29 protein-coding genes and 1 tRNA gene are annotated in these 23,696 nt (G+C 60.8%); 11 read left to right on the forward strand and 19 right to left on the reverse strand.

The features are described 5' to 3' along the window. Positions 1 to 97: 97 nt before the first annotated feature. The 8 genes from ACMGFM_RS00345 to ACMGFM_RS00380 all read right to left on the reverse strand — a co-directional run bounded on the left by ACMGFM_RS00345 (position 98) and on the right by ACMGFM_RS00380 (position 6,140). A tRNA-Ala gene (locus ACMGFM_RS00345) sits at positions 98 to 169 on the reverse strand. Between the two features lie 79 nt (positions 170 to 248). Next, positions 249 to 557, reverse strand: a complete 309-nt coding sequence (gene rpsJ, locus ACMGFM_RS00350) for a 30S ribosomal protein S10 (RefSeq protein WP_159764203.1) — start codon at positions 555 to 557, stop codon at positions 249 to 251. Position 558: 1 nt separating this feature from the next. After that, complete coding sequence (gene tuf, locus ACMGFM_RS00355; protein ID WP_436900277.1) at positions 559 to 1,824, reverse strand: translation elongation factor EF-1 subunit alpha; 1,266 nt, start codon at positions 1,822 to 1,824, stop codon at positions 559 to 561. A 174-nt stretch (positions 1,825 to 1,998) separates the two neighbouring features. Then, positions 1,999 to 2,940: a homoserine dehydrogenase gene (locus tag ACMGFM_RS00360; RefSeq protein ID WP_436900278.1), complete on the reverse strand. Its 942-nt coding sequence runs from the start codon at positions 2,938 to 2,940 to the stop codon at positions 1,999 to 2,001. Further along, on the reverse strand, positions 2,937 to 3,470 hold the full coding sequence (locus ACMGFM_RS00365; protein ID WP_436900279.1) for an amino acid-binding protein: 534 nt from the start codon (positions 3,468 to 3,470) through the stop codon (positions 2,937 to 2,939). The genes ACMGFM_RS00360 and ACMGFM_RS00365 overlap by 4 nt, the downstream gene beginning before the upstream one ends. A gap of 90 nt (positions 3,471 to 3,560) precedes the next feature. Beyond that, positions 3,561 to 4,814 (reverse strand): hypothetical protein, encoded by a 1,254-nt coding sequence (locus tag ACMGFM_RS00370; RefSeq protein WP_436900280.1) that lies wholly within the window; start codon positions 4,812 to 4,814, stop codon positions 3,561 to 3,563. Positions 4,815 to 4,874: 60 nt separating this feature from the next. Next, positions 4,875 to 5,705 (reverse strand): MBL fold metallo-hydrolase, encoded by an 831-nt coding sequence (locus ACMGFM_RS00375; protein ID WP_436900281.1) that lies wholly within the window; start codon positions 5,703 to 5,705, stop codon positions 4,875 to 4,877. A 39-nt stretch (positions 5,706 to 5,744) separates the two neighbouring features. Next, on the reverse strand, positions 5,745 to 6,140 hold the full coding sequence (locus ACMGFM_RS00380; RefSeq protein WP_436900282.1) for a YlbF/YmcA family competence regulator: 396 nt from the start codon (positions 6,138 to 6,140) through the stop codon (positions 5,745 to 5,747). Positions 6,141 to 6,264: 124 nt separating this feature from the next. On the opposite strand from ACMGFM_RS00380, the gene ACMGFM_RS00385 reads away from it, so the two are divergent. From ACMGFM_RS00385 to ACMGFM_RS00400, 4 genes are all read left to right on the forward strand, one after another. Next, positions 6,265 to 6,411 (forward strand): hypothetical protein, encoded by a 147-nt coding sequence (locus tag ACMGFM_RS00385; RefSeq protein WP_436900283.1) that lies wholly within the window; start codon positions 6,265 to 6,267, stop codon positions 6,409 to 6,411. Next, entirely contained in the window at positions 6,408 to 6,569 is a 162-nt protein-coding gene (locus tag ACMGFM_RS00390) for a type II toxin-antitoxin system VapC family toxin (RefSeq protein WP_436900284.1), read from the forward strand. The genes ACMGFM_RS00385 and ACMGFM_RS00390 overlap by 4 nt, the downstream gene beginning before the upstream one ends. Positions 6,570 to 7,095: 526 nt before the next feature. Next, the gene (locus tag ACMGFM_RS00395; RefSeq protein ID WP_436900285.1) at positions 7,096 to 7,365 is read left to right on the forward strand and encodes an AbrB/MazE/SpoVT family DNA-binding domain-containing protein; all 270 of its coding nucleotides are present in this window, start codon (positions 7,096 to 7,098) and stop codon (positions 7,363 to 7,365) included. Beyond that, on the forward strand, positions 7,365 to 7,793 hold the full coding sequence (locus ACMGFM_RS00400; protein WP_436900286.1) for a type II toxin-antitoxin system VapC family toxin: 429 nt from the start codon (positions 7,365 to 7,367) through the stop codon (positions 7,791 to 7,793). Before ACMGFM_RS00395 ends, ACMGFM_RS00400 begins: the two co-directional genes overlap by 1 nt. Before the next feature lie 28 nt (positions 7,794 to 7,821). Here ACMGFM_RS00400 and hisD read toward each other — a convergent pair whose 3' ends face one another. Beyond that, complete coding sequence (gene hisD, locus ACMGFM_RS00405) at positions 7,822 to 9,093, reverse strand: histidinol dehydrogenase (RefSeq protein WP_436900287.1); 1,272 nt, start codon at positions 9,091 to 9,093, stop codon at positions 7,822 to 7,824. 36 nt (positions 9,094 to 9,129) lie between these two features. Further along, positions 9,130 to 9,972, reverse strand: coding sequence for a DUF726 domain-containing protein (locus tag ACMGFM_RS00410; RefSeq protein WP_436900288.1), 843 nt, complete (start codon positions 9,970 to 9,972; stop codon positions 9,130 to 9,132). 90 nt (positions 9,973 to 10,062) lie between these two features. Between ACMGFM_RS00410 and ACMGFM_RS00415 the strand changes: the two genes are divergently transcribed. Then, entirely contained in the window at positions 10,063 to 11,139 is a 1,077-nt protein-coding gene (locus ACMGFM_RS00415; RefSeq protein WP_436900289.1) for an archaeosine biosynthesis radical SAM protein RaSEA, read from the forward strand. Here the strand turns inward: ACMGFM_RS00415 and ACMGFM_RS00420 are convergent, their stop codons facing one another. Further along, on the reverse strand, positions 11,140 to 11,514 hold the full coding sequence (locus tag ACMGFM_RS00420) for a hypothetical protein (RefSeq protein WP_299272516.1): 375 nt from the start codon (positions 11,512 to 11,514) through the stop codon (positions 11,140 to 11,142). A 109-nt stretch (positions 11,515 to 11,623) separates the two neighbouring features. On the opposite strand from ACMGFM_RS00420, the gene ACMGFM_RS00425 reads away from it, so the two are divergent. After that, positions 11,624 to 12,943: a metallophosphoesterase gene (locus ACMGFM_RS00425; protein WP_436900290.1), complete on the forward strand. Its 1,320-nt coding sequence runs from the start codon at positions 11,624 to 11,626 to the stop codon at positions 12,941 to 12,943. Here ACMGFM_RS00425 and purQ read toward each other — a convergent pair. Further along, on the reverse strand, positions 12,940 to 13,617 hold the full coding sequence (gene purQ, locus ACMGFM_RS00430) for a phosphoribosylformylglycinamidine synthase I (RefSeq protein ID WP_436900291.1): 678 nt from the start codon (positions 13,615 to 13,617) through the stop codon (positions 12,940 to 12,942). The two genes, ACMGFM_RS00425 and purQ, sit on opposite strands and share 4 nt — an antisense overlap. Next, positions 13,614 to 13,865 (reverse strand): phosphoribosylformylglycinamidine synthase subunit PurS, encoded by a 252-nt coding sequence (gene purS, locus ACMGFM_RS00435; protein ID WP_436900292.1) that lies wholly within the window; start codon positions 13,863 to 13,865, stop codon positions 13,614 to 13,616. Before purS ends, purQ begins: the two co-directional genes overlap by 4 nt. Positions 13,866 to 14,355: 490 nt before the next feature. Here purS and ACMGFM_RS00440 point away from each other — a divergent pair, with 490 nt between their 5' ends. The 4 genes from ACMGFM_RS00440 to ACMGFM_RS00455 all read left to right on the forward strand — a co-directional run bounded on the left by ACMGFM_RS00440 (position 14,356) and on the right by ACMGFM_RS00455 (position 17,313). Then, on the forward strand, positions 14,356 to 15,201 hold the full coding sequence (locus tag ACMGFM_RS00440; protein ID WP_436900293.1) for a VOC family protein: 846 nt from the start codon (positions 14,356 to 14,358) through the stop codon (positions 15,199 to 15,201). An 84-nt stretch (positions 15,202 to 15,285) separates the two neighbouring features. Next, on the forward strand, positions 15,286 to 16,251 hold the full coding sequence (locus ACMGFM_RS00445; RefSeq protein WP_436900294.1) for a formyltetrahydrofolate deformylase: 966 nt from the start codon (positions 15,286 to 15,288) through the stop codon (positions 16,249 to 16,251). 74 nt (positions 16,252 to 16,325) lie between these two features. Next, positions 16,326 to 16,703, forward strand: a complete 378-nt coding sequence (locus ACMGFM_RS00450; protein WP_436900295.1) for a DUF7344 domain-containing protein — start codon at positions 16,326 to 16,328, stop codon at positions 16,701 to 16,703. Positions 16,704 to 17,178: 475 nt separating this feature from the next. Continuing rightward, on the forward strand, positions 17,179 to 17,313 hold the full coding sequence (locus ACMGFM_RS00455) for a DUF7560 family zinc ribbon protein (protein ID WP_436900296.1): 135 nt from the start codon (positions 17,179 to 17,181) through the stop codon (positions 17,311 to 17,313). A gap of 2 nt (positions 17,314 to 17,315) precedes the next feature. Here ACMGFM_RS00455 and ACMGFM_RS00460 read toward each other — a convergent pair whose 3' ends face one another. Genes ACMGFM_RS00460 through ACMGFM_RS00470 form a run of 3 tightly spaced genes read right to left on the reverse strand, consistent with a single transcriptional unit; the run spans position 17,316 to position 19,107 of the window. Next, a complete protein-coding gene (locus tag ACMGFM_RS00460) occupies positions 17,316 to 17,768 on the reverse strand; it encodes a pyridoxamine 5'-phosphate oxidase family protein (protein ID WP_436900297.1) in 453 nt (150 codons plus the stop codon). A gap of 44 nt (positions 17,769 to 17,812) precedes the next feature. After that, positions 17,813 to 18,466 (reverse strand): helix-turn-helix domain-containing protein, encoded by a 654-nt coding sequence (locus ACMGFM_RS00465; RefSeq protein ID WP_436900298.1) that lies wholly within the window; start codon positions 18,464 to 18,466, stop codon positions 17,813 to 17,815. 38 nt (positions 18,467 to 18,504) lie between these two features. Further along, entirely contained in the window at positions 18,505 to 19,107 is a 603-nt protein-coding gene (locus ACMGFM_RS00470) for a rhomboid family intramembrane serine protease (protein ID WP_436900299.1), read from the reverse strand. Between the two features lie 217 nt (positions 19,108 to 19,324). Here ACMGFM_RS00470 and ACMGFM_RS00475 point away from each other — a divergent pair, with 217 nt between their 5' ends. Further along, entirely contained in the window at positions 19,325 to 19,750 is a 426-nt protein-coding gene (locus ACMGFM_RS00475; RefSeq protein ID WP_436900300.1) for a DUF371 domain-containing protein, read from the forward strand. Position 19,751: 1 nt separating this feature from the next. Here ACMGFM_RS00475 and ACMGFM_RS00480 read toward each other — a convergent pair whose 3' ends face one another. Genes ACMGFM_RS00480 through ACMGFM_RS00490 form a run of 3 tightly spaced genes read right to left on the reverse strand, consistent with a single transcriptional unit; the run spans position 19,752 to position 23,627 of the window. Further along, on the reverse strand, positions 19,752 to 20,846 hold the full coding sequence (locus tag ACMGFM_RS00480) for an ABC transporter permease (RefSeq protein ID WP_436900301.1): 1,095 nt from the start codon (positions 20,844 to 20,846) through the stop codon (positions 19,752 to 19,754). Then, positions 20,839 to 22,728: an ABC transporter permease family protein gene (locus ACMGFM_RS00485; protein WP_436900302.1), complete on the reverse strand. Its 1,890-nt coding sequence runs from the start codon at positions 22,726 to 22,728 to the stop codon at positions 20,839 to 20,841. The genes ACMGFM_RS00480 and ACMGFM_RS00485 overlap by 8 nt, the downstream gene beginning before the upstream one ends. Further along, entirely contained in the window at positions 22,725 to 23,627 is a 903-nt protein-coding gene (locus tag ACMGFM_RS00490) for an ABC transporter ATP-binding protein (RefSeq protein ID WP_436900303.1), read from the reverse strand. The genes ACMGFM_RS00485 and ACMGFM_RS00490 overlap by 4 nt, the downstream gene beginning before the upstream one ends. Positions 23,628 to 23,696 lie beyond the last annotated feature (69 nt).

Genomic DNA, 23,696 nt, shown 5'->3' on the forward strand with positions numbered 1-23,696 from the left:
TCGGCCGCTGCGAGTGGACTCGCCGGGACTGAGCAAAACCGCAGGTTTTGCGAAGGTCGGCGAGGGAATGACTGAGGGAACGAAGTGACCGAAGGAATGGACTCGCCGGGATTTGAACCCGGGGCCTCTTCCTTGCGAAGGAAGCGATCTGCCACTGATCTACGAGCCCGCAAGCGGCGGATTCCGCCGCGAAATCAACGTACGCTACAGGGTCGCGTTCGGGAACGCCTGCGCGTGATGTCCCGTCGTCAGTCTTCGAGAACGATCTCGATGCTGACGTCGTTCGGGACCTGAATCCGCATCAGTTGGCGGAGCGCGCGTTCGTCGGCGTCGATGTCGATGAGCCGTTTGTGGACGCGCATCTCCCAGTGCTCCCAGGTTGCGGTCCCTTCACCGTCGGGGGACTTCCGAGCTGGGACTTCGAGCGTCTTCGTCGGCAGCGGCACAGGACCCGAGAGTTTCACGCCGGTGTTGTCGGCGATGTCCTTGACCTCGCCGCAGATACTGTCAAGGTCTTCGGGGCTGGTGCCAGCCAGGCGGACGCGTGCTTGCTGCATGTTATCGCTCGTTGACCGAGAGGACCTTTCCGGCTGCGATGGTCTGGCCCATGTCTCGGATCGCGAACGAGCCAAGCTCCGGAATCTCGCTGGACGGCTCGATGCTGAGCGGTTTCTGCGGTCGAACCGTCACGACAGCAGCGTCGCCGGACTGGATGAAGTCCGGGTTCTCCTCGGCGGTTTCGCCGGAGGCCGGGTCGATCTTCTTGTCGATGGACTCGATAGTACAGGCGACCTGTGCAGTGTGAGCGTGGAAGACCGGCGTGTAGCCGGCGGTGATGACGCTCGGGTGCTGCATGACAACGACCTGTGCCTGGAAGGTCTCGGCGACCGATGGCGGGTCGTCGGCAGGACCACAGACGTCACCACGGCGGATGTCGTCCTTACCGATGCCGCGGACGTTGAATCCGACGTTGTCACCGGGCTGGGCCTCGGGCACCTCTTCGTGGTGCATCTCGATGGTCTTCACTTCGCCGCTCACGTCAGAGGGCTGGAAGGAGACGTTGTCGCCGGTGTTGAGGATACCGGTCTCGACACGGCCGACCGGGACGGTACCGATCCCGGAAATCGTGTAGACGTCCTGGATCGGGAGTCGGAGGTCGGCGTCCGTCGGCGGCGACGGCTCCGGCAGGTTGTTGAGCGCTTCGAGGAGAATCTCGCCGTCGTACCACGGCGTATTGTCGGATGCGCTCTGAACGTTGTCCCCCTCGAACGCGGAGACGGGGATGTACTTGACGCTGTCAGTGTCGAAGCGAACCTGGTTGAGCAGGTCGTTGACTTCGTCCTTGGTCTGCTCGTAGCGACCTTCTTCGTAGTCGACGAGGTCCATCTTGTTGACCGCGATGATCATCTCGTCGATACCGAGGGTTCGAGCCAGGAAGACGTGCTCCTGGGTCTGTGGCTGGACACCGTCGTCGGCGGCGACGACGAGCACAGCGTTGTCGGCCTGGCTTGCGCCAGTAATCATGTTCTTCACGAAGTCCCGGTGGCCCGGACAGTCGACAATCGTGAAGTAGTATTCGTCAGTGTCGAACTCTTGGTGGGCAATGTCGATGGTGACACCGCGTTCTCGCTCTTCGGCGAGGTTGTCCATCACGTAGGCGAACTCGAAGCCGCCTTTGCCCTTCTCTTCTGCTTCTTCTTTGTGCTGCTCGATGACGTGCTCAGGTACGTTCTCGGTCTCGTACAGGAGTCGTCCGACCAGTGTACTCTTTCCGTGGTCAACGTGGCCGATGACGGCCAAGTTCTGATGTGGTTTGTCGCTCATTATTTATCTCACGCGCAGAGGCGCTATACCGGTATCTTTACGCGGTAGTTCATAAAATCATTTCGATACCGTGCGCCCCCGATACGAACGCCGTCTGGTGGTTTTGTGAACGCATCCCACGCCAACAGATCGACAGACGGAGCCGCAATTTTCCGAGATTCACGCGCGGCCAGGTCAGTCGAGGTGGCCGATATCCGCAAACACGGCTGTTGCTGTCTCTGGACCGCCGGCCCCGCGCCCGGAGTTGTACAGCGACCCGGCGTAGGTCGTGTCGAACTGGACGATGTTCTGCGTGCCGGACACCGCGAGGGCGCTGTTGTCTGCGATGAGCCGCGGGCCAACGCGAACGCCGTCGTCTGTCACCTCGCCAACGAGTCGGATCGTCTGGCCGTCGTCGTCGGCAAGGTCGAGCGCGCTCGCGGGGAGTTCGTGAATACCCTCGACGGTTGCGTCCGCGAGCGTCATCTCGTCATCGCCGAGGACGTTCGCGACGATGACGCATTTGAGCGCAGCGTCGGTTCCCTCCACGTCGAACGTCGGGTCGGCCTCGGCAACACCCAGATCCTGCGCCTCTGCGAGGACGTGTTCGTAACTGAGCCCCTCGTTTTGCATTCGCGTGAGGATGAAATTCGCCGTCCCGTTGAGCACACCTCGTACGGCGGTAATCTGGTCGGGGCCGAAACTCTCGATGGTCGATAACACCGGAATCGCGCCGCCGACAGTTGCCTCGAAGCGCACTTCCCCCGCGCTGTCGGCTTCGAGGTCACGCACGTCGCTGTAGCGCTCGGCGACGGGCCCTTTGTTCGCGAGGACGACGTGGCGGTCACGTTCCAGTGCTTCCCGGAGGTGGCCAAAGCCGGGTTCTGCGTCGCCGAGCGTCGTCGGTGTCGCCTCGACGAGTACGTCGTATTCGCCGTCGAGGGCGTCTTCAGGGTCGCCAGAGCCAACGATTCCTTTCTGGTTTTTCCGGTCAAGCACGGCCTCGGCGTCGAGTCCGTCACCGTCGAGAGTCGCGCTGCTCGAATCTGCCATCGCGGTGACTGTGTGGCCGTACTCCTCGGCGAGTTTGAGCACCGACGTACCGACTGCTCCGGCGCCCATAACGGCGACCCTCATACTGCCTCACCTCCGAGCAATGGTTCGACAACGCGTAATTCCTTCTCGTCTGCGATTGCCCGAACCTCACCAATTACGTCCCGTGCCTGTCCTTTTTGTGTCGCGAGTCGGAGGCGTGCACTGGATTCTTCTTGTTCGCCCTCGGGCGCAGACAGCGAGAAATCTCGTACCGACGCGCCGGTCGAGCGCTGGATCTGTGAGAGTGTATCGGAGAGGTCTGTGTCGACAAGGTGCCCAACGAGAACAATTGTGAGTTCGTCGCTGTACTGCTCTGCCCCAGCCTGAATGACGTTGATGCCCGCGTCGCGGAGTGCGTCGACGATGTTGTCGAACTGGCCGGGCGTCGCTTCGAGGTCGACCTCGACAGGGATGTCGCCACGCGGTGTGAGATTGCCGCGTTCGTGGAAAATAGAAAGGAGATTTCCGCCTTGGCCGGCGATTGGTTGGAGCGCGCGCAGCAGTTCCCCCGGTCGGTCGACGAGTTCGAGCCGGACGGTGTAGGCACGAACGTCCTCAGCAGAGTCGCTCATCGTCCACGCACCTCGTCGGTCGAATCGCTCATTGCCATCTCATCAGACGGCCGACTATAAGAAACCAGTCGTTCGCTGTCACTCCTGGGGTCAGCCGCCGAAGGTCTGCTGAATCTGTTCCTGCCAGGTCTGCAGGTCGTCGATCTGCTGTTCGATCTCGTCGACTCGACCAGTTACGTCCTCGTCGGAGACCTGCTCCTGGAGTTCCGCGACCGAGTCCTCGATGTCGTCAATCGAGGCGTCGAGTTCGTCGACAGTCGTCTCCATCTCTCCGAGTTCCGAACTCACGGTGTCGACCTCTCCCTCGACCGATTCGACGGTATCACTCACGGTGTCGACCTCTTCGTTGAGTGAGTCGACCTCTGCGTCGACCGTATCGACAGTCTCGGACATCTCTTCGAGTTCGCTGCCCATCTCGGAGACGTTCTGACTGTTGGCCTCGAGGTCAGACTGGACAGATTCGAGTCGCTCGTCGAACGAGTTCAGTTGTTGCTCGAACTCTTCGATTAGTTCGTCACCGGTCCCGTTCTCATCGAGGAATTCTTCGAGCGCACTCGTGTACGCACGGAGGTCAGCAATATCGTCTTGGATCTGTGCAATCCGGGCGCGGTCACTGCCGCCGCCGTCCTCCTGTGCCGCGACATCCAGTGCCCGCCGCAGCAGTTTCAGGTCTTCTCCGGAGACGTTCTTCTGGCGGATCTCGGCAGCGAGCGCAGCCGTGAGACTTTCGCCGTCGACTGACAGCGTTGCCTCGCCACCCCCTCCCTCGGCCGTCTGCTCGCCCCCTTCGCTCGCCGCTGCCCCCGAATCGTTCGGGTCGTTGAGTTCCAGTGTCGCCACGTCTTCGTCGTCCTCGGTTTCGCCGTCGTCTTCTTCTTCGAGGCCGGGAATCTCGCCGTCGCCGGCGATGGCGTCTTTAACGACGTCATCGTCACTTTCTGGAACGACGTCCTCTGGGTCGGCCTTTTCGTCCTCCGGAAGCGGTGGGTCGACGGATTCGATTGTTGGTTCGGTCAAAAACTGTTTGACATCGTCGCTGCCTGTCGCGCGAATTCCGTAGACGGTCGTGTACGACCCCTCGGCCTCGAGTTCGCGCTCGAAGGTGATCGTATCGTCGTCGATTGTCCAGAATTCGCTGCCGTACTCCGGATGAAAGCCCAGGTCTTCCACTTCGATACCCTCCGGGACGGTATCACTCATCGTGACCGTCACCGACTCGTCACGAGAAGACTCGAACTCGAACGCAATTGCCGGCACGGGGAACTCTTCTTCCTCGAACCGCTTGACGACGGTCACCCCATCCGACGAGACGGTTACCTCCTCGTACGCCTGTGAATCACTCATGTTTTCGTATGGGAGGTTCCGATGTATTAAACCTATTTACTGTTTGGTTGAGGGACTTGCTCACAGGTCGAACCGGTCGCCGATTTCGACAACAGACACTGTCTCTGGATATGGGAAACTGTTCGCGTGATGGTGGACAGCCGTCGGGTCCCCAGACAGTCCTTTCCACATGTCCCAGTGTGTCGGAACCAGTCGCTCGGTCTGGAGTTCGTTGGCCGCTTCGACGAGCATGTTCTCGTCGTTGTACCAGGTGGTGCGCTTTGGCTCGCGGGTCTGCTTGTCCGGAATCATCCCCGTCGACCCGAAGGCCAGCACTGCGAGGTCAACGTCGTAGTTCTTGCCAATCGCCTCGAACTGGCCGGGGCGTGCGTCACCGCCGTGGACGAACGTTCCCGCTTCGTGCTCGATCACGTACGCGACAGGGTGCTCGGCGTCGGGGTCGTTGGCTGGATGGACCGAAATCGTCAGGTCGCCGAGTTCGAACGAGTCGCCGTCTCCAACAGTCCGAATCTGGTCGTCGTCGACGGCCCAGCGGTCGGTCCAGTCCTGCTCCTCGGTGACTGCAACGCTTGCGTCGGGACCGTAGAAGGTCGCTCCCGTCTGTTCGAGAATCGGGGCCTGACTCTCGCCGTGGACGTGGTCAGAGTGTTCGTGTGTCGCGAGCACGGCGTCGGCTTCCTCGACATCTTCAGGGTCGAACGGCACCGGAATCATCCGGACGGTTCGTGGTGGGTCACCCAGCCCGAGATACGGGTCGATAAAGGCTGTCGTCCCGTCGGCACTTTTGAGAATCAACCCGTTGCAGCCCAGATACCAGAATGCAACTCCGTCCGGGTCAGCCTCGGCAACGTCACGAAGCAGCCAGTCGCCCCAGTCGCTGTGGATGGTCATATTCGACCCTGTGGCGGGCGAGAGTAAGCGTCTTGCCCTTCAGTCCTCACAGCAGCCGCCAGCCTTCTCGCCGAAGTCGATATCCAGCGGGTCGCTGACGTACTCGTTGAGCGCCTGCAGACGCAGTTCGAGGTCGTTTTCGGCCTGCAGATACTCCCGCATGACAGGAATCTCGTGCAGTTCCTGCTGCTGGTCCTGCATTTCCCGCAGGTCTTCTTGGGTCGCCTCGCCGCGCTGGCGGGCGAGCATGTACTCCTCGCGGGCAGACTCGAACGCTGCAATCTGCTCCTGTGTCTGCTCGTCGTCTTCGACGGCGGCCTGTTTTTCGAGGAAGGTCTGGTATTCCGGTAACTCCGCGATGGCGTCTCCGAGTGACCGGGCGAGGTCCTCGATACTCTGCTCACTGTCCGCAGCAGTGTCGCTATCGATGCTCATTGCTCGCTGGTTAGCGTGAACAGCAAAATGACTGGCGGTCCTGCTGTCGGCAGTCCGAGACACCAAGTGGCCGGCAATTGGGGTGATAGAAAGAAATTTGTTCGCAGTCCAACTATCTAGAGACATGGGAAGCTACGCGGCGGTCCCCGAGTTAGATCGTTCCGAGGAACCAAACGACTCGACGACGAAACTCGGTGACGCATTGTCCGGCCGCTTTGCAGATGTCGATATTGACTCGGTTCGAGCAGTGCGAGAGCAACGAGAACCGTGACGAAAGTCTTCGTCGATACGAACGTCTTCGTTGCTAGTCTCACAGATGAACCATCTCGGGGCGAAACGGCGACGGAACTTCTCAATCAAGAACACGAGTTCTGCACCTCAATTCTAAATCTTATAGAACTTCGGTCAGTACTGACGAAAAAGAAATAAATAGAGCAGGAAGAGGTCGAATCGTTGCTTTCAGAAATCTACACACAGGTCGACATTTACGCACCGGAGATTAGCGATCAGATTACGGCATATAGTCACCAACGGGAGTCCCTTTTGTACACACTCGATTGTGTATTGCTTGCGCTTGCGGATGATGTCGATGCAACGCTAACTACGTTCGATAGCGAATTACTCGATCACGGGGCTGTACAACCGAGCGAGCTCATCAAGTAGCTGTCGGCGGAATTACTCTCCATCCTCGAATCGCTTGTCCACACTCTCGGCGTGGATTCGGAGTCTTCGTGCGAGCGAGCGTCGTCACGGCGTCTGCGATGTCAGCGAGCGCTTCCTCGTCAAGTCGCTGGACGGTTGTTAGCTAAAAGAAGTTTCGACGGAGGGGCCATGGTTCAAACAGGCCGGGGCTTTCTGGTTGTTTGCGGTCGATCAGCTATCCAGTGTTGCTGAGGTAAACACCACTCCCACATGTGGCGCAACATGTATGCCGAGTGAGCCTGTACCGTCGTGTATGGCGACCGAAGGGACTCCCGAAGAAACCAAAGTCAGCGACCGCGGAATGGTCACGATTCCAGCGGCCCTCCGACGACGCCTCGATATCGAACCGGGGGATAAACTTCGGTGGAACATCGACGACGATGGAGAACTCTCTGTGGAGGTCGTCAAAGAGCGACGCGGTGCGTTCGACGACTTCGAACCAGTCGCGATGGGCGGCGGTGGCTCCGAAACGCACGACATCACCGGACACGAGAACAATTCCGCGCTCTCAGAGCGTGACTAATGGCGGTCACGGTCGTCGATACGGGCGTGCTCGTTGGAATGGCAGATACTGACGACAAGCACCACGACGTTGCGATGGAGATTGTCCGCGGAATGGACCACGGCAATCTCCCAACCGGACGAGTGACGAACTACGTCGTCCTCGAAACGCTCAACTGGATTCACAATCGCCAGCGCCACGCGAAGGCGACCGAAACCTACGAGCGTCTGAAGCAGTCTGCCGGCTTCGAAGTCGTACACGCAGCACAGAAGGACTTCGGCGGCGCGGTTGATTTGTTCCAGACGTACGACGGACTATCGTTCGGAGACGCAACTATCGCCGCGTACATGCGGCGGGAAAACATCGAGTACCTGTACGCTTTCGACGACGACTTCGACGCGGTCAACCACGTTACACGGCTGGAGTCACCGGAAAATCCGTTCAACTGACCGTTTTGCAATTATCCACGGTCCGCTTTCACTTCTCGAACCGACGCTCGACACTCTCGGCGTGAGCCTCCAGTCCCTCAGTCCGGGCAAGTGTCGTGATTGTCTCCCGAATATCAGACAGCGAGTCTTTGGAGAGACGCTGGACCGTCGTCGACCGGAGGAATGTCTCGACGGAGAGGCCACCGACGCGCTTTGCGGCCCCGCCGGTCGGGAGCACGTGGTTCGTGCCGCTCGCGTAATCGCCTGCAGCCACAGGACTGTACGGCCCGAGGAACACCGAGCCAGCGTTGTCGATACGCTCGAGCAGCGCCTCGTCGTCGTCGGCGATAATCGAGAGGTGCTCGGCGGCGTACTCCTCGGCGAACAGCGTGGCCTCGCTCATCGACCGGGCAACGAAGACGCCGCTTGCGGCACTCTCGAAGGCTCCACGAATAATTTCTTCGCGCTCGCGCTCGCCGGCCTGTCGGTCGGCCTCGGCGACAATCGCTTCGGCCAAGTCCTCGTCGGCAGTCACTGCCGCAACCGAAGCGTCGGTATCGTGTTCGGCCTGGGCGACAAGGTCTGCAGCCACCAGTTCGGCGTCGGCCGTCGAGTCGGCGACGACGAGTACTTCGCTCGGCCCTGCGAGAAAGTCAATCTCCACGTCGCCGCGGACTTCGGCCTTCGCGGCGGTCACCCACTTGTTGCCCGGTCCCACGATGACATCGCTCGGTACGACAGTCTCGGTGCCGTAGGCGAGTGCGCTGATGGCCTGTGCGCCGCCGACCTGATAGACCGCGTCAGCACCGGCAATCTCCGCGGCGGCGAGTGTCGCGTCTGGAAGGTTGTCGGCCGGTGGCGTGGCAACCGCAATGTGTTCGACGCCCGCGACTTTCGCCGGGATAACGCCCATCAACACGCTTGAGGGGTATGCGGCGGTCCCGCCCGGCGCGTAGACGCCGGCGTGGTCCAGCGGTCGGAATCGGCGGCCGAGTTCACGGCCCTCGAAGTCCTCGCGGTACTCTTCGGGGCGTGCTCGTTCGTGGAAGGCGCTGATGTTCTCGGCGGCGTCCTCGATTGCTGCCCGGAGGTCGTTATCGATGCGGTCGAGTGCCCGTTCGGCCTGGTCGGTCACGTCGATGTTGCCCACCGAGACGCCGTCGAACTCCTCGGCGAACTCCCGCAGCGCCACGTCACCCTCTGTCCGGACGCGGTCGACGATGTCGGCAACGTCGCCCCGAACAGCCTCGACGCCGCTCTCACGGTCGAAAATCGCGGTCCGCTCGTCGGGTGAGAGTTCCGAAATCTCTCGAATATCCATATCCTTTCTATCGGGGGGCGATACATAGGCCCCTCGTTATAGCTGATTGTCGACGAACGCCCCGACACAGTTGCCGGCGGTCGTGTACTCGGCGGGCTTGTAGTAATCGAGGTGACCCTGCACCTGTTCTGAGACATCGACATCGGTGAAATTCGACGGGAGTCGTCCTGACGAACGTAATAGTCCGCCGCGGCAGTCGCTTCCGCGACAGCCTAGTCCCGCAGAGATTTCCCCGACGCGATAGAGTCGACAGACGATCTGGTCGTTCTCGGAGTGGTAGTTGTAGACTGGCCCGTCGAGGGCCTCGATGCCCGCAAAATACTCTCGACAGACCGAGTCCGGGTCGACCGCTGCGCCAAAGAGCGCGACTGAGTCGAGACAGTCGCCGGGGTCGTTGTCGAGGGCTTCCAGAACGACCCGCCCGCCCAGTGAGTGAGCGACCAGATGGACCGGTCGGTCCTGTACTCGCAACCACTCTGCGAGCCTCTGGCCGGCTCGTTTCGAGCGAGCCTTTGCCTTCGTCCACGTCGTCGAGGAATCCCACATCGCTGGGACGACCGCTGGCCGCTCGCGGTTTCGGGCCGAACACTCGGCATCGAGCGCTTCCTGGAAGGCAGCCGCTTGGTGCGCGCCACTCGTCTTCGCGATGTCGAACCGTCCTTCGCCCAGAAAGCCGTGGACGTAGACAATGAGTTCGTCGTCGGGCAATTCACCGGAAACGACGGCTGTCTCGCCGGTGAGGTCGACACGCCGGCCGAGTTCTGTCGGCCAGTAGGTGAGTTGGTCCTTGATGACTGGCTGGAGGCGTCGCCGAAGCCGCGTCTGTGCGGTGCCGACGCGCTCGCGGAGGCGCTCCAGTCGTCCACCGTCGTCTGTCATCGACTTCCTCTCAGCGCCCGGGTCCCCTAAGTTAGTTGTTTTGCGGTGGGAAGCGGAGCGTCTAAACCAGCCGCTGCCTAATGACGGGCAATGAGTACACCCAGTCCGGACGTCTACGAACAAGGGCGCGGGATGGACGCCCACAATCAGGCGATGCGCGAGATTCGCGGGCGCAACGACGAGAGCCACGACCCTCGCGAACCGACGCGGGTCTGGCTTGACGAGGACAACACGCCCGACGGCGTCTACGACTCGCTGACGATCATCCTCAACACTGGGGGCTGTCGCTGGGCCCGCGCCGGTGGCTGTACGATGTGTGGCTACGTCGCCGAGAGTGTCGACGGTGGCACCGTCGCTCACGAGGACCTGATGCGCCAGATCGAGATTTGTCTGGAACACGAGGAAGAGAACGCCGACGAGCCAGCCGGCCAGATCAAAATCTACACCTCCGGCTCGTTCCTCGACGAGCGCGAGATTCCCGCGAAAACGCGCCAGGCTATCGCCGAGACGTTCGCCGACCGTGACCGAATGGTCGTCGAGTCGCTGCCGGATTTCGTCGACGAGGAGAAAATTCACGACTTCACCGACCGCGGCGTCGAGACAGACATTGCGGTCGGACTCGAAACCGCCACAGACCAGATTCGCCACGACTGCATCAACAAGTATTTCGACTTTTCAGAGTTCGAGCGCGCCGCCGAAGCTGCCCAGAAGGCCGGAGCAGGCATCAAGGCGTACCTACTGATGAAGCCGCCGTTCCTCTCGGAATCAGAAGCAATCGAGGATATGAAGCGCTCGATTCGCCGCTGTGCTGCCGTCGAGGGTTGTCACACCGTCTCGATGAATCCGACCAACGTCCAGGAGTTCACGATGGTCGAACAGCTCTACTTCGACGACGGCTACCGCCCGCCGTGGCTGTGGTCGGTTGCCGAGGTGCTCGAATCGACTGCAGAGGAGGACGTGATTGTTGTCTCCGACCCAGTCGGCCACGGCAGCGACCGCGGCGCGCACAACTGTGGCGAGTGCGACGACCGCGTCCAGCGCGCTATCAAGGATTTCGACCTCCGACAGGACCCCTCGGTGTTCGAGCAAGTGTCCTGTGACTGCGAGCGAACCTGGGAGGAAGTCTGCAAGCGCGAGCGGAGTTACTCGATGCCGCTGGTTCGGTGATTACGCCTCAGCCACGTTCTGGACTCCCCTCCGGTGATCGATTCGTTCTGCGATGAGAGTGATAAACCAGCCGAGGAGCAGTCCATGTGCGAGGATGTGGTAGAGTGGTGCATTGACCATTCGAAGCCAGAGCATCCCGCCAGAGACCAGTAACACCACAGACAAGCTGATCGCCAACGCATACAACTCATCAACCGACGGAACCGACAACACGGCTTTGAGCCGCCAGCGCCAGGCAAGTACGCAGACTGCGGCCCCAACCGCGAGGACGCTGGCCCACAGCAACTGAGTGACCCCTTCCCGGAGCAACTCTGCACCTGTCGCGGTCAACAGGAGGGCCATGCCGATTAGTTGCAACCGCATAAGGTTATTCATGTTTTTTAATGTTTTCCGGCAAAAATATATGTTCTGTGGTGAGCGGACAGTGTTGCCGTCTGGCCTACTGACCGCAGACTTATCACCGTCGGCGGAAAAGAGACGGCAGATGGCCGACGACGACCGGGTGTACTACGTCATCAGCGACCTCCACATCGGCGGTGACGAACAACTGGAGCGGGTCGACTTTCTGGAGGAACTGCTCGGGTTTCTCGACAGACTGGCCGAGACCGACGAGAACGCAGAACTGATTATCAACGGCGACGCCTTCGGGTTGTGGGAGTTCACCACCATCGACGGCATCGGGAAGTTCGACGCGCTGGAAGCGGCCTATCCCGACCTGTTCGAGCAGTTGCGCGAAACAGGAGCAAACATCGATATCACGCTATTACCCGGCAATCACGACCACGAACTGGCTGCCTACGACGAGTACGTCGAGCGCTTCGGGGAGTACAACGTCGACCTCGTACAGGAACAGTCGATGACTCGTGCCGTCGGCGAGCAGGAGGTTTACTTCGAACACGGCCACCAGCGCGACCCGAACAATCAGATCGATGATTGGGGTAACCCACACGCCTCGCCGCTTGGCTATTACTACAACACGCTGGTCACGAGCCGAGCAGGAAAACTCTCGGACCGCGGCCGGTACAACTGGCTGAAAGACGTGCAGGCAGTTACGCCGACCGAGCGAATGCCGATCTGGATGTTGTCGAAGTATTTTTACCGGGAGATGAACCCACTCATCCGGTACTCGCTGATTCCATTCCTGCTCCTGTTCAACATCTCGATCGTTCTCGCCGTGCTGGCTGGTCTCGATATCGCCGGCATCTGGTCTGCGCCGGTCGACGTCGCGACGGAATCGCTGCGCCAGTTCGGGTCGGCGGGCACCGTAGCGTGGTATCTGCTCGCGTTCAACATCTCACTCGCGGGACTGGTCGTCCTCATCGGGATTCCGTTATACTTCATTCGCCGCGATATTCGCCAGACCATCGACCGCTTTGGCGTCTTCGAGACGGAGTTGACTGTCGACGCCGCCTCACCGTACATTGCGGCTGCGGACGATGTGCTCGAACCCGACGAGACGACGGTCTTCTGTTATGGCCACACCCACCGCCCGCAGGTGACCGAGGTCGGGGATGGCCTGCTGGTCAACACGGGGACGTGGCTCAAGCGACTCCACCGCCGTGACGGTATTATCGGGGTGTTGCCGCCGGTGTTTTACCCATCCTATCAACTGCTCGTCGTCCGCATGAGTGGGGCTGCGGATGGCATCGCTGTCGAGTACGAAGAGATCAACAAGCCGAGCCCGGCAACCGAAGAACTGACCAGAACAGAGCGAATCCTGACGGTCGGCCGTGAACCCGATTTCGACGTCCCAGACCCGCGGATTGTCGCCCCGGACGGAACCGTGACGCACCAGTCAGATTAGTTCTTGAACCCGCGCAGCACACCGCGGCCTTCCGTACTACCGAGCTCCGGCAAGGAGACACGTTCCGGGTGTGGCATCATCACAGCAACGTGGTCGCTGTCACCAGTCACGCCCGCGACGTTGTGTTTCGAGCCGTTGGGGTTCGTGCCGTCGCTCACGGTGCCGTCAGCGTCGCAGTACCGGAAGAGAACTCGGTTGTCGGCTTCGAGTTCGTCGAGTCTGTCGTCTGCAATCTCGAACCGACCTTCACCGTGGGCGATGGGGAACTCTACGACTTCGCCCTCGTCGTAGGCTGCTGTCCAGGGCGTGTCGGCGTTCTCGACGCGCAGGTGAACGCGTTCGCACTGGAACCGCGCGCTCTCGTTGGTCGTGAACGCGCCGGGCGTGAGCGAGGATTCACAGCCAATCTGTGCGCCGTTACAGATTCCGAGTACGGGCGTTCCGTCTTCGGCCTCGTCACGAACCTCTTCCATGATTGGCGAACGGGCAGCCATCGCGCCTGCCCGGAGGTAATCGCCATACGAGAACCCGCCGGGGAGGACGATACCACTCGGTTCCTCGGGGAGGCCGTCCTCGTGCCAGACGAGTTCTGCGTCGACACCCATCGCGGTCAGTGCCTGCACCGTATCCCGGTCACAGTTGCTTCCGCCGAACTGGATTACTGCGACAGTCATCGTTCCTGTACGGTGATGTCGTAGTCGTGCAGCGTCGGGTTTGCGAGCAGTCGCTCGGTCATGTCGGTCACGCGCTCTGTGGCCGCCGCCTCGTCGTCGGCGTTGATGTCGACCTCGAACTGGTCGGCCGAGCGCAGATCCTCGAGTTCGAAACCGAGCCGTTCCAGCGAGCGCTGTGTCGTCTCGGCCTCGGGGTCGAGGACGCCCGACTTGAGCCGGACAGTGATTGTCGCGGTGTAGGCTGTCATTGTTTGCTGTGGGGGTGGGCACCTCGAAAACGCTTGTGGTTTGGGGGACAGCGAACGGTAGTGTTTAAATAGGCGAAACGGGATTCGAAGAACCAGAAAGCCCCGAGGTTCTCGACTCGGGGGGCTTGCTGCGCGCCGTGGGTGCTTGCTGCGCCCGCCGTCGCCGAGAACCTCACCGGGAGAGAAGCTCTCCCGAGCTCACGGCGCGTGGCGCCGTGAACGCCCCCTTCAGTCCCACCCTGTGGCGTGTGTCGCAGGCCACCGCGGGTGGGACTGAAAGGGGCCGTCCGCTTGCTCTGTCCCGGACGCAGCAAGCACCGCAGTGGAACGAGGAGCGCAGCAAGTCCCGGGCAGGCAAGCGGGCGGGGGCTTTCTAGTTGTTTGCAGTCCATCAGTCTCCACTTCTGCCAAAGAAAACACCACCCAGCGAACACCGCCCTTGCGTCCCAGCGGACACAACCGACAACATCTCCCGGTCCGAAGAAGCCGTATGGAATCGACGCCGAATTCACTCCCGCCAGAGACTGCAATCGGGCGGACGGCGCTACGGGTCGCAGATAGCACCGCGATGACGGAGTTCTACCGCGATGTCGTTGGGCTGACTGTCCACAGCGAATCTGGGGACACGACCGTTCTCGGTGTCGAGGACTCGCCGCTACTCGTTCTAACTAAAGACGAGAGCGCTCCCGCTCGGGAGCAGTCCGAAACCGGACTCTTTCATACCGCGTTCAGAGTTCCGACCCGGGCGGCGCTGGGGGAGGCGCTCCAGCGAATCCGCGAAGGGTGGCGACTCGACGGTGCCTCGGACCACGGCGTCAGCGAGGCGCTGTATCTCACCGACCCCGAAGACAACGGCGTCGAAATCTACCGTGACTTCCCACGCGAGGAGTGGCCGGTTGGCGCGGATGGCCGGATTGACATGGGGACGTATCCACTTGACCTCGACACCACCGCAGCCGCCGCAGGCGGAGCAGACACCGCGCCTGCCGGGACCGATATTGGGCACATCCATCTCGAAGTCTCCTCACTTTCGGCCGTCGACGAGTTCTATACTGAGACGCTTGGATTCAACCTGCAGGCGACGATGTTGAGCGCCAGATTTCTCGGCGCTGGCGGCTATCACCACCACATCGGCGCGAACACGTGGAACGGTCGAATCGAACCAGCAGCGCGCCGCGGGCTGGACTGGTTCGAGATTGTCCTCCCCGACACCGACGCTCTCGGTGCGCTCCGAGACCGCCTCGACCGTAGTCAGTATGCAGTAGCCGACACAGCGGAGGGGTTCTCTGTGAGTGACCCAGATGGCATCGAACTCCGAGTGCTGGCGGCTGAGTGAGCACACCCGAAGCGTCGAACACGAAAGCTTATCCACATCAGACCCACTCACTACGAGTATGATTGTCGTTGCGAGGTGGGCTGAATGACCCGGGAATTCACCGAAATTACCGTCGTCGGCGAGGACGACACCGGGCTTATCGCCAACGTCACCACGCTGCTGTTCGAGCGAAGCATCAATATCGAGGACCTCGACCAGGCGGTCCGTGAAGGCGTCTTCCGGATGACGATGCGTGTCGATACCGCCGACATGGTCTGCACACAGGAGACCCTCCGCGAGGATCTGCACGAGTTGGGCGAGGAACTCGGCGTCGACGTACAGGTCCGGTTCCCTGCCGACCGTGACACGAAACAGATTGCTGTGCTCGTCACCAAGGAATCACACTGTCTGGAAGCGATTTTCGAGGCCTGGGCCAGCGGTGAACTCGGCGCAGATGTGAGCGTCGTCATCGGCAACCACGACGACCTCGAACCACTGGCGGAGAAGTACGACGTCCCCTTCCACAATATCGGCGACGAGAAGGGTACGCCGGACGAGCAGCAACTACTCGACTTGCTCGGAGAGTACGACGCTGACCTGATCGTACTGGCGCGGTACATGCGCATTCTCAGCCCCGACGTCGTCTTCCGGTACGAAAGTCGCATTATCAACGTTCACCCGTCGCTGCTGCCATCGTTCCCCGGCGCAGAGGCCTATCTGCAGGCGCTCGAAGAGGGTGTCCGGATTGCCGGCGTGACCGCTCACTACGTGACGACCGACCTCGACCAGGGGCCGATCATCACACAGCGAGCGTTCAACGTCCCCCCGAACGCCGAGCGCGAGGACCTCGAACGCCTCGGCCAACCGCTGGAGGCTGACGCGCTGCTAGAGGCAATTGATCTGCACCTCAACGACGATATTTCTGTCCACCGTGGCCGAACCCGACTCCGAGAATCCGCCAGCGACGACGTCCAACTCGGCTCGCCGCCAGAGCTGGACGAGCAGAATCCCGACCGTCCGCTCGACGGCCTTGGCGAGATTGTTGCCGAGGACGGCGAAGCTGACGACTGAGTCGGTCTCGTTGGTTGTGGCACTAGGTAACTAGCCCATCCATCTATTACCTATGAATTGACTAACATCTACATATGGACAGAGCAGATGTTGGGCTCTCAGACCTGGAGGTGGACAGTACCGCGGTCGAATTCGCCAGCGATGACTTCTACCGGGTGCTCGCAGACACGTCACGCCGGCGGCTGCTGTTCGCGCTGCTCACCACTGAGAGAGGAACGGTCGACGAATTCGCGGAGCTACTGTACGGCTGGGCGGCGACCACAGGCGAACAGGTGAACTACGAGCGAATCCGAACCGCACTCCACCACTGCCATCTGCCGAAGCTCGCTGCCGAGGGGTTCGTCAAGTTTGATTCCGAAGCGGGGACGGTCGAACGGGCCGAGCTACCGGAGGAGGTTCAGTCGCTGATTCAGCAGAGTATTGCCGCAGAACTGTTCCACGGAGAGGCGTGAAGTGTCCGATGTTCGGGGAGTATCTCGATGGCATCGACGACCAGCGCACGGAGTGTACATCGACTCCGAGACTGACCTCGACGAGCGCCTTGGAGCCTACGAAACACGAAACTGGGTACGAGAGTTTCTGGAGCTATGACCAGAACCTGGTCGCAGACGTTATCGAAGCATTCAGCGCTCTCGATTGAGTCCCGTGCTCAACAGCCAGCGATGAGGGCTGAGACGTGACTTTTCAGAACGCACCTCTGATTAGGCTGCTATTGTGGCAACTTTGGAGAATTTCGAGTTCTTTTAAAAGCTTGACCGCATCTGTTCGGACATCATAAGTGAGCACGAAAACCGAGGTCGAGCCCTACTTGAATCAGCCCGGATATACTGGTTGTAGCTCTATCTGGAAACCCAGCATACACCGAATCAAGAGGGTAATCTGCGGATGTCAGAGCCCGAATCACAGGCAGGAGGCGGATATCAACCTATGAAAGAGTACGAGTTCACATGTCCAGCATGTGGACAACAAATCGATGTCAACGAAACGATGCGCAAAGCAATCGAGTCGAACGGCTGCCCAGTCTGTGCAACAGCGGTCGATAGCACCGAGTTCACGGAGTAAGATTAGCGGTCGACTTCGGTTCGTCGGCCGGTCAGTTCGTCAGGATTGAGTCGGTATAGTTTGATATCGAGTTCCTCTTTTCCCTGTCCCCAGATCTCGAACAGTGGCCGTCGTGCCTCGCCGTACTGTTCGATTTCCTCGACAGACATTTCGTTGGGGTCGATCTGCTCGAGGATTCCAGTTGCTACCACGCTCCGGTAGCGCGTCTGTGTGTCATTCTCGTCGTAAATGACCAGTCTGGCCCGCGGCTCAGAGGAGAGAAATCCCCGCTTGTCGCTGTCTGGGGTGGAGACCAACCGCATGTAGAACGTCTCGGAGCCAGCGTCGTAGCCGTAGGAAATCGGAATCGAGTAGGGGTTGTCATCGTCCGCAAGCGCGAGCACACCCGTCTCCGTCCCACTTAGAAACTCGTTAATCTCCGCAGCCACCATCTCTGTCTCCTCTGCCAAACTCATTGCTTGTTCGTCATGGACATAGATATTCGTGGCCTTAAGCTATTTCATGCCCGGTCAGCGTCGACTTCGAGCGCGTCGTCAAGCAGCTTTCGCTGGGCAGTCATCAGGTGCTCTGTAAACGTCGACTGGGCAATCCCGAGTTCCTCTGCGAGTTCGGTCGCATTGGCTCGTTTTGGTCGCTCGAAGTAGCCACGGCTGTACGCAGTTTCGAGCACCTCCAACTGGCGGTCAGTCAGCCGACCACGGTTGACGAACACCCGGCCCTCGGGCGACCCGTCCAGCGGTGGCTGCAGCAACCGTTGCACATCGACCGGGGGATACCGGTCCCGGAGGTCTCCAACAATGGTCTGTAAGGTCTCGAAGTCACTGGCGTGAAAGACGAGCGTGAGCGTCCCATCTTCGGCGTTGTATCGGTGGACCGGACAGCCACGGTTGCCGAGACACTCACAGGGACAACACTCCTCGCCGTCGTGAACAGTCCGGTAAATTGTTTCCGTCCCGTAGGAGAATGCCGGTTCCACGCCTGCCGGTGGCTCGATGTCGCTTGGCGCCAGAAACTCGGTGACGCTTTTGGCTGTGTCACTCCCGATTGATGTCGACACCTGCTCGATTGGTGTCTCGGCCTGTGCTGCTGTTGCCGCAATCGGACAGTCACCGGGGTCGGAGAACGCGATGGTCGCGCGGATACCGGAAGCCATCTGGTTTGTCTTCTCGCCCGGATGGTTTGAACGTACTGCTACGAGACGCCGCTGGCTGGTGACGCCCGGCGTCGACTCCCGGGGTTGAGGACGCCGATTCGGCCCGCTAGGAGCCCGACCATCAGTCCCACAAAGTGTGCAATCAGCGCGACACCCGGACTCGCCGTCGCCAGTGTCACGACAGCCGCGATGATAACAAACACAGTGAGAGCCAGCCACGTCGGAATTTCGACGAGACTCGCGAGTGAACTCGACAGCCGATTGCCCGCGAGCAGATAGCCAAGCAGCGCGAAGACAGCACCGCTCGCGCCCAGTACCCCCGAAACGTCTGTCACGATAATCTGTGTGAGGCCAGCCAGTGAACCGCTGACGATGACGAAGAGGTGGAATCGAAATCGTGTGGTCGCGCGTGCAACTGGCCAGCCGAAGATGAGCAGCGCAATCGCGTTCGAGACGAGGTGACCGAGTCCGTCGTGTGCGTAGATACTCGTCACGACTGTCCACGGGTGCTCCGAGACCGGCGGGGAGAGTACGAACAGGCTCCCCACGAGGCCAGCGAAGGCTGAGACCAGCTGGAGGGCGTAGACGAAGACAAAGACTGCCAACAACTCGAAGACGGCTCCACCGGAGTCTCGCGCCATACGTTGTCTGCGACGCTCACGGGCATAATTCTGCCGCCCGGCCCGAGCGAAAAGCCTAATGTATCCTCTCCTATATGCTCCGGTATGAACAGTGAACAGATCATTGCGCTGTTTTTCGTCGGCCTGATGGTGCTCTCGATGCTGGCCTACAGCGCGACGCTCATCTGAGCCTGCGGCATCGCAAGGTAATTACTTCCCGTTCTCGGACGCACTGACGATGACTCCGCCACGGGAACAGATTCGAGCCGTTGGGCACGAACACGTCAGCGCCGAGCACGCGAGTACGCTCGAACTGACCAGTGATGAGTTTCTCACGCCTGCCGGGGACTGTATCGTTGGCATCGAAGCCGACTGTGTCCCGGCCGAGTTCGACGACGATTTCGCTGTCGCCTGTCAGGACGACAACGCCACCATCACCATCGACATCGAGGTGGGCGAGCACAGCGACCAGTTGACCGCCCGCGGTGACAGTGACCTGACCTTCGAGGGCGAGCGCAGCGCTGTCATCCGGACCAGTGAGTACACAGATGACGACCGGACAATCGCTGTGGACGCGAGCGGGGCCGCCGCGGACCTCGACCGCGAACTCGTCTCTGCACTCGCCGACCGCGGTGCTGTCACTGTTACACTGACCGTCGAGTGAGTCAGAGTGACTCTGGGTCGAGTCTGTTGACGTAGGACCGAACCAGCGCAAACGTGGCGCCTGCCACGATTGTTATCGCGCCCACGTGGACCAACGTACCCAGCGACGCGCTATCGACTGCCAGCAGCGCCGCTGTCGAGGCAGGGTGTTCCGGCAGCACTGCCGCCGCGCCGAACAGCACCAGCATGAGCGTCGAGTACAGCAACTGTGCCTTCTGTCTGGTCCCGGTGAGCAGGCCGAGGAAAAGCCCAACGGCGGTCGTTAGCGTTGCTATCGCCGTCACGAGCAACAGCAACAGCCCCACGTTGGCGACAGTAATGCCGTTCGCCCACAACAGCCCCAGCCACAGCAACGCTTGCAGCGGTGCTATCAGTATCATCCCAATCGCTTTCCCGTCGACAATCTCGGTTAGCGACACCGGCGCAACCCGTAGTAATTCGAGCGTCCCCCGCTCTAACTCTTCGGTCACCGAGTCAACCACGACCGAGCCGCTGATGAACGGCGGCAGGAACAGCAACAGCGGCAGCAGGATGGTGTAGGTAAAGGTGAAGTACTGCGTGAAGTCGTCGCTGTCTTGCTGTTCCTCGGGCAACTCCACCGGCGAGAACTCCAGACTATCGCTGCGGACGGCCCGCTCCTGGCGCTCTAACTCCAGCAGTAACTCCTGCAGCCGGACGATGACCAGCGTCGTCTCCAGACTGTCGGCTGGCACCTCGGCGTCGACGGCGATTCTCACCCCCTGGTCTGTTTGCACCCGCCTCGTGTGTAACACCGCGTTGAGTTCACCACTCTCGAAGGCTGCGAGCGCACTGGCCTGGCTGCTGTACGGTGTTGGACTCACACCCTGTGTCTCCTCGGCGACGCGAATCAGTTTGTCTCGCTCTTCGCCGGAGACACCAACCGCAATTTCGCCCCCCTCGGCGGAGGGGTCGTACAGCGAAGTCAACCCAACAACGAGAAACGAGGAGAACGCAGCGATGAACAACTGAATCGCAAGCGCGAGCACGATGGTCTTCTCACGACTCAGTGCAGAGATTTCTCTGCCGGCGATGGTCGCTCGGGCGCTCGAGGCGAGCGCAGTAATTGGGTTACGCAACGGCACTCACCACCGTGAGGTTGTACGCGAGGTGGACGCCGATTGCCACCACCACCGCCGCGAGATAGGAGCGCCGGGTTCCTTTCGCTCCCACTGCGGAGATTGTCGCTGTCACGACGTGCAACAGCAGCGGCGCGAGCAAGAAGACGATGAGAATCGGCCCCTGTGCGATGCCGCCGGACAGCCCGGCTTCTGCGGTGGCAACCTCCTGCAGCCCGACGAGTTGTGCGAGCAGCGCAATCTTCTCGCCGACGAAGAAGCCGACGCCGCTGGCGATGCCGAGCACGACTGCTACTCGCATCGTTCGCTCGAAGCGGTTGTGGGTGTGTGCGGCGTAGATGTGGAGGCTCTTCGCGAACTCCTCGACGACGGCGACGACAACCAGAATGAGCACTGTCGCGAGCTGGACGGACACCTGCTGGACGGCGAACAGCAGGGCAATCGCGAGCAACTGGCTGACGAACACGAACGGAATGAGCACGACAGTCATGATACCGACGTGGCGGGGGCGGGAAATTGGCACCGCCAGCGCGTCGAGTACTTTGCCCGGCAGCGAACGCTGGTCGAAGAGGTCTTCCTCGCGGTAGAGCCCGGAGCCGAGGCCGAAGAACAGCCCGGCGGTCAGCAGTGGAGGCAGCGTCGAGAAGACAACAGCAGACAGCGTCAATGCCTCGCCCTGTAACTCCCTGACGACCAGTGTCAGCGGCGAGATGAGCGCGACTGCCCCCGACTCGGTGAAGATTGCGGGGACGAACGCGTAGCTGGTCAGGACGACAGTGATGGTTACCGTGATGAAGGTCAGTTCCTTGAACGACCGTGCGAACATCGCGCCGAGGAACGTCGCCGAGAGAAAGAGCAGGACAATCGGCATCACCGCGAACAGTGAGATAGCACCGCCGAGGCCACCCTGAGCGATGTAAAACAGCGAGACTGCAATCACACCCTCGACAGCCATCGCGCCGAGGAAGTACGGGAGCGTCTTGCCGCCGATGATGTCCAGCCGCGAGACAGGTGAGACGAGAATGAGTTCGCCGCGGCGGTTGAGTCGCTCGGAGAGCATCGTCGAGCCGTAGGCCTGAATCAGGAAATTCAGCGGGATGACGAACACGAAGGCGAGCACCAGCGACTGGAAGGGGAACGGCGGGCTGATGTCCGCGGGTGAGCCGCTAAGCTGGTCTTGTCCGAGTGTTGGCGCTGCCGACCCGACACTTCCGCCAGCGGTGCCACCATCGCCTGAACCATCAGTGGCCCCGCCATCTGTACTGCCATCGTCGGTCCCCCCATCACCCGCTCCGCCGTCACCGCTGCCATCCGACCCATCACTGGTCCCGCCGTCGGTACTGCCGTCATCGGCCCCTCCTGAGCCATCGCTACCGCCATCGCCACCGTCGGTCGTTGTCCCGTCGTCGGTCTGGTCATCCGTTCCGCTGGGGTCGGACTGTTCGCGGAACTCGACAGTCACTTCGACCGGGAACGCGGCAGTCTGGTTCGCTTCGCCGGCCAGTTGCTGGTTGTTGTACCGCTGGACACTCTCGCGGAACTCCGAGTAGGCAGCCGAGCCTTTTCGACTATCCGCGACGCGAATCGTCCGGTCGTCGATGAGTAACTCGACCTCGCCGGTCTGGAGGTCACGCTCGTCGGCACCCGCGACAATCTCGAAGGTCGGGTCGGTCTGGGCGACGCCGTAGTACTGGCTGTCCTCGTCGACGCCGACCCGGTAGATGCCATCCTCCAGCCCAACGCCACCGGCCGCAATCAGCGGCGAGACGGCGGCAAAGAGGACGATCATCACCACCGTAATCGCGACAGTACGGCGGTCCAGTCCGCCAGCGTTCTTTGCGACTTCCCAGCGGGCGATGCGGAGCAGTTTCCGCGGGTTCACTGTCCGCCCTCCTCGACGTAGCGGTCACCCGTTGTTCCGGCCTCGGCGACGTTCAGGAAGACCTCTTCGAGACTCGACTCCTCTGTGCGGATGTCGATCACTTCACCCCCGGCCTCTGTTGCTGCCGACCGCAGCGAGTCGACGGCTTCCATACTCTCGACGACCGCCCGATACCGACCGTTCTCGCGGACGCTCTCGTCGAGTTCGACCGTCGTGTAGACGTGGTAGGTGGTCTCGCCGTACTCCTGGCGGAGCTGGTCGAGGCCGCCCCGGGCAACGATCTTCCCTTCGTTCATGATGACGACCCGGTCACAGATCGACTCGACGTGAAAGAGATTGTGCGCGCTGAAGATTATCGTCTTGCCTTCCTCGGCCAACCGCTCCGTGAACTCGATGATGTAGTTGGTCGTCAACGGGTCGAGTCCGCTCGCCGGTTCGTCGTAAATGAGGACTTCGGGGTCGTTGATCAGCGAGCGAGCAATCGCGACTTTTCGTTTCATCCCTTTCGACATATCGCCGAGCTGGCGATGGCGGTGTTCGAGGTTCAGGTCGTCGAGTGTGTCGTGAATCCGCTGCTCGGCCACGTCGCTGTCGACATCGTACAGATCCGCAAAGAAGGAGAGATACGAAATTGGCGTCATCTCCTCGTACAGTGGCGATTCTTCTGGGAGAAAGCCGAGATGGTGGCGCATCTCCGTCTCGCTGACATCGTAGCCCGCCACCTCTGCGCTGCCAGCGGTCGGGTCGAGCAGGCCAGCGAGCATCTTCAGCGTCGTTGTCTTGCCAGCGCCGTTTGGTCCGATGACGCCGAACACTTCTCCCCCGTCGACGCTGAACGTACTTCCGTCGACGGCGACGAATCCGCCGTACTCCTTGCGAAGGTCCCGCGCCTCGATCATCTATCATCCTTTTCGACCCGACTAATGTATATCTGGTCCCGCCAGTATCACTGCCGACACTGGCTTCGT

It is taken from the genome of Halovenus halobia (genome assembly GCF_051414135.1).
GTDB classification, from domain to species: Archaea; Halobacteriota; Halobacteria; order Halobacteriales; family Haloarculaceae; genus Halovenus; species Halovenus halobia.